This window comes from Psychrobacter sp. DAB_AL62B (genome assembly GCF_028895345.1).
Classification (GTDB): Bacteria; Pseudomonadota; Gammaproteobacteria; order Pseudomonadales; family Moraxellaceae; genus Psychrobacter.
Map to the genome: position 1 here is coordinate 1 of NZ_SAXC01000021.1, position 4,014 is coordinate 4,014.

Below are 4,014 nucleotides of genomic sequence, written 5' to 3' on the forward strand. Positions count from 1 at the left end.
TGATTGTGATTATGCTAGGTCTTGCTATCGGTGCGATGTTTGTGCGTTCGATGACGATCTTCTTGGTAGACAAAGGCACGCTGGATGAGTTCATCTATCTTGAACACGGCGCGCATTATGCCATCGGTGCCTTAGCGATTATCATGTTATTGTCGGTGAAATTCCATGTACCAGAGATCATTACTGGTCTGATTGGTATTGCCTTTATTGGCTGGGCATTGCTTGCGTCACTGAAGCATCGTAAGTTAGAAGCCAAGAAAGTTATTTAATCAGCGGGTTTTTAGTTTAAAAGCGGATGGTGTCTAACGCAGGTTATATCAAAATTTTGGTATAGCCTGTTTTCTCTTAAACCTTACGCTCTATTATCTGATGAGCGATGGCGATAGATTGATGTAGAAAGTGACTATCCATATGACGTTTGTATTGTCCGGCTTATTATTTGCGTTTATGGATAAGATTGTCGGTGATACCAAAAAACACTAAAGCCACTAAAAACACTTTAATTTACATGTCTTAGCACATTGCCACTTCTAATATACGCTGAAAAAACAGAAACTGGAAATTGAGTTGATACAGAGTTGTATTGCCAAGCAAAATGCTTAAAACCTACCGTTTAATATTTAAGTCAGATAATACTAAAAATTTACTAAAATATTTACTAAAAAAACTATTAATCTATTAACGCAAATAGACGCTAAGGAGCGCACATGGCAGGGGCCAGTTTATTAACCTTACTTGATGATATCAGTGTGATCTTGGATGATGTGTCAATCATGACCAAGGTTGCCGTCAAAAAAACGGCGGGTGTATTGGGCGATGATTTAGCCCTTAATGCTGAGCAAGTTACAGGTGTTAAAGCAGACCGTGAGCTGCCAGTGGTTTGGGCAGTCGCTAAAGGCTCATTCGTTAACAAGCTTATTCTAGTGCCATTAGCGCTGCTCATCAGTGCTATCTATCCCCCTTTAGTCACCTTTTTACTCATGTGTGGAGGTGTGTATTTGGCTTATGAGGGCGCTGAAAAAATAATTCATAAATTCTGGCCACATATTTTACCTCATGATGAAGATCAAATCGCCCGCCTACGCGCTAATGCTGATGAGACGATTGACTTGGTTGCTTTTGAAAAGGACAAAATTAAAGGTGCGGTGCGTACAGATTTTATCCTGTCGGCAGAGATTATTGTGATTGCGCTAGGCTCAGCAGCTGGAGCGACTCTCTTAGAGAAAAGCTTGGTGCTGTCCATTATTGCCATTGGTATCACAGTGGGCGTTTATGGTTTGGTAGCGGGTATCGTCAAAATGGATGATTTAGGTCTCTATCTAATGAAACAGACGAGCAATGCAAAGCAGAAAATAGGCGGCTTTTTATTGTCTGCGGCACCAAAATTAATGAAGTTTTTATCGATTGCTGGGACGTTAGCGATGTTTTTAGTGGGCGGCGGTATTTTGGTACATGGGATTGATTTTTTGCATCATGAAGTTGAAGACTTAGCACACCTGACAGGAATGTTTGAAAGCATAACAACCATGCTGTTAAATGCGTTAGTAGGCTTGATCGTCGGTGTCATCGTCGTGGCTATTATTACCATGGTTGGTAAAGTACGTGGTAATAAACCATCTTCTGCGCATTAAAAATTACTAATGCTTGTGTTTATTTAACCCCCTATTACAGAGCGTGATAAGTTATGTTTGAATTTGATTTGAGTTTAAAACTGTTGGGATATCATTTTATTCAATTAGGCATTGCTTTCATACTCTCCTTACCGATTGCGCTCAATCGTGAGACAAAAGATAAAGGTGCAGGACTCAGAACCTTTCCCTTAGTGAGTATTGCCTCGTGCGCTTTCATGCTAGTCGCTGTCGATATCTATCACGGATCAGAGCCTGAAGCGAGAATCATGTACGCGATTATTACGGGTATGGGTTTCATCGGTGGTGGTGCTATTTTTAAAGGTGACAATACGGTAAAAGGTACTGCGACGGCAGCGAGTTTATGGAATACCGCTGCTATCGGCATCTCAGTGGCTTATGGGCGCTATGAGATTGCGATTATCTTGTCGGTTGTTAATTTCTTAATTCTGCAATTCTCAGAACCATTCAAGGCAAAAGATAAGCTGGATTAGTCATTCTATTTTGTTCCAGTTGATATTTCTAACATAGGGTCTTTTAAAATAGAGACCTTTAAAATAAGGCTCTTTAAAAATAAACGCGCTCAGAATAAAGGTCTTTAAAATGAGCATACAAACGCTCAACGCCATAGCGTTGAGCGTTTTGCTATGAGCGCTCTAAACAGTAGCTAACATTGATTGCAGTAGATTATCTGCTTACGGATGCCACGATTTAACCAGCCATAATAGCTTTTAACATTTAATACTTGGCACATACAGGTAATGCTAAAGATTTTCTGATTCGCTATGTGTCGCTACTTGAGTTTGAATCGATATATTATGACAGTCCTAAATCATCAGCTTTAGCTGCCTGACTTCAATAAAACAGTCGCCGATATTGTCGGGGCGGCTCAATCGCTATCTCCCTGTATCATTATTTTCTTACTTCCTCATTATTTTCTAAGTTTGTCATAAATGACAATAATTTCTGTTGAATGTCAAATACAGCGGTTACTCTGATATTTATTTTTATTTTACAAAATTAATATTCCTGACCATTTAGTCAGTTATTTTAATGAAATCATAAACTTAGCGCATATCAATGACTTAGAGCAGCTTACGTTCATTTTTTTTCAGTCAGTTTACAGTTGTCAGTGCTTATGAAACATGCTTAACTGTTTCAAAGTGTTAATAATTGCTGCAGAAAATCATCATAAATGACAGACTTTGTGGCCTTTAAGAATGCTTTTATTGATAATGTTTATCTTAATAACTCTTCATTTTTACCGAAAGCTGACTGTAATTTTCCCCTAGTATCATAGGCGCGTTTTGATAGGAAGTTAAAACTCGTTTGACATGCCATGACAGCAAAGCCTGCTAGGATCAACCACTGTATATAAAGGAATACTACTGTGCGTTATAACTTATCTGCAAACCTACCATTGACTACCCAATCACTTAAAGTACTTAGCCGTAAATCTTTTTATATCAAACCATTAGCGACCGCAGCTATTGCTATTGTAGCTTTGGGCGGTATGACTGGCGCTCATGCTAAAACCTTATTTAAAGATACCAGTGTTACTTTACTGCACGGTGGTAATTTTGAACTGCTACCTAAAGGCATAGATAGTGAAAACTTTACTACACTGACTTTAGAGCATGCCTCTACTCATGATTGGGGCGGTGTATTCTTCTTCGTTGATCGTCATCAAGGTGGAGAGTACGACCTTAAAGATCAAGCTGGAAACGTGATTGGAAGTAAAGATTATAAAGAGACTTTTGGTAAATTTTCTCCTAAGTTTAAAGTGGCATCATTTAATGACGGACTTATCAAACAAGTCAATCTAGCTGGTGTCTATGAGTTCAGCTCAAACAGTACAGGTTTTGGTCAAGATAACTACTGGGCGGGGGTTGGGGTTGATTTAAACTTACCGATTCCTGGCATGAAATATGCGTCTGCGACCTTGTATCATTCATTTAATGACGTCAAGCCAGATGACCAAAAAATTACGTTAACCGCTGCTTGGGAACGTGATAAAGTGTTGATTGATGGTTATGTCGATTTTGCTTTCAACAGTGATACGCTTGAAAATAACATTCACTTTAACCCGCAAGTTAAGTACAACTTGCAAGAAGCGCTTGGTATTGATAACCGCTTAGAAGTCGGTGGTGAATACAGCTATTGGAAAAATAAATTTGGCGTCGATGGTGTGGATGAACATGCTGTTATGGCACTGGTCAAATACCACTTCTAAACTGCGATCGCGTTTAAAAGTATAAATAAAAAACCTCGCCAATGAACTGACCCCCAAATGTTGGACGGTTTAGTTTACCCCAAGGACTGAGTTCTGTACTGCACAGGACTCAGTCCTTTCAGTTTCATCTGAATACGCTCATTGTTGTAATAA

5 protein-coding genes and 1 pseudogene are annotated in these 4,014 nt (G+C 39.2%); 5 read left to right on the forward strand and 1 reads right to left on the reverse strand.

Going from position 1 to position 4,014, the window contains the following annotated elements:
* The 5 genes and pseudogenes from EPB74_RS13290 to EPB74_RS13305 all read left to right on the forward strand — a co-directional run.
* Positions 1-269: DUF475 domain-containing protein (locus tag EPB74_RS13290; protein ID WP_274904622.1), on the forward strand; the 269-nt coding region annotated here is incomplete at its 5' end.
* 127 nt (positions 270-396) lie between these two features.
* Positions 397-483 (forward strand): annotated as a pseudogene (locus EPB74_RS13450) (TIGR00645 family protein); the annotation flags it as partial.
* Between the two features lie 224 nt (positions 484-707).
* Positions 708-1,631 (forward strand): DUF808 domain-containing protein, encoded by a 924-nt coding sequence (locus EPB74_RS13295; RefSeq protein ID WP_274904623.1) that lies wholly within the window; start codon positions 708-710, stop codon positions 1,629-1,631.
* A gap of 53 nt (positions 1,632-1,684) precedes the next feature.
* The gene (locus EPB74_RS13300; protein WP_079691203.1) at positions 1,685-2,122 is read left to right on the forward strand and encodes an MgtC/SapB family protein; all 438 of its coding nucleotides are present in this window, start codon (positions 1,685-1,687) and stop codon (positions 2,120-2,122) included.
* An 896-nt stretch (positions 2,123-3,018) separates the two neighbouring features.
* A complete protein-coding gene (locus EPB74_RS13305; RefSeq protein WP_227516737.1) occupies positions 3,019-3,861 on the forward strand; it encodes a DUF5020 domain-containing protein in 843 nt (280 codons plus the stop codon).
* A 74-nt stretch (positions 3,862-3,935) separates the two neighbouring features.
* Here EPB74_RS13305 and EPB74_RS13310 read toward each other — a convergent pair.
* The coding region (locus EPB74_RS13310; protein WP_274904624.1) for an IS3 family transposase at positions 3,936-4,014 on the reverse strand (79 nt) is incomplete at its 5' end.